Raw genomic sequence first — 628 nt, forward strand, 5'->3', positions numbered from 1 at the left:
TTGATCAGGGCGCGCGCCAGTTTTCGATTGATCGAGTCCTTCGCCAGCGAGCCGATCAGATAGCCGACCTGGTAGGTGGTCATGACGATGCGCCCTTCTTTGCCTGTGACGGGTGAACGTGCGCTGGGGGGCGAGGTTGCCGGGGGTCCGCGTGTCCAGGAGCCTGAACCGATGTCGTTCTAGGTCCCCGGCTGGACGTAGGGGATGCGGGCGAAGACGCGGCGCTCGTCGCCGCGCGGGTCGTCGGCCATGCGGCTGTCGATGTCGAACAGCATCGTCTGGCGACGCTCCAGCCCATAGGGCGCCCAGCGCGGCAGGCCCGGATGATTGGGGTCGCCCGACCGCGCCAGGGCGATGAAGGCGTCGGCCATGCGGTCGGCCACGGCTTGCGCGCCCGGCCCGCGTGTGTGTGAACCCTCGGCTGCGACATTGTCGAACACCAGCGGGATGTCCGCCGTGTGAAAGGCGCCGCGACGGCCGTTGGGCAGTTCGCCGGGGAAGTCCAGTTGATAGACCCAGGTCGGCGCCCCCTGCTGCGCCCGCGCCTCGGCCTCGATGATCGCGCCGCGCCAGGATCGGGCGGCGGTGGTGGCGCGGATCAGGACCTGGTCGGGCGTCCAGTCGGGAT

General features: G+C 69.6%; 1 protein-coding gene. It reads right to left on the bottom strand.

Annotated elements, in window-relative coordinates:
* Window positions 1-179: 179 nt before the first annotated feature.
* Window positions 180-628 (bottom strand): carboxylesterase family protein (locus ACK4SE_RS14090; RefSeq protein WP_409693980.1); only part of this gene is annotated, 449 nt, incomplete at its 5' end.

The sequence above is a fragment of the Brevundimonas sp. genome, assembly GCF_046293315.1.
Classification (GTDB): domain Bacteria; phylum Pseudomonadota; class Alphaproteobacteria; order Caulobacterales; family Caulobacteraceae; genus Brevundimonas.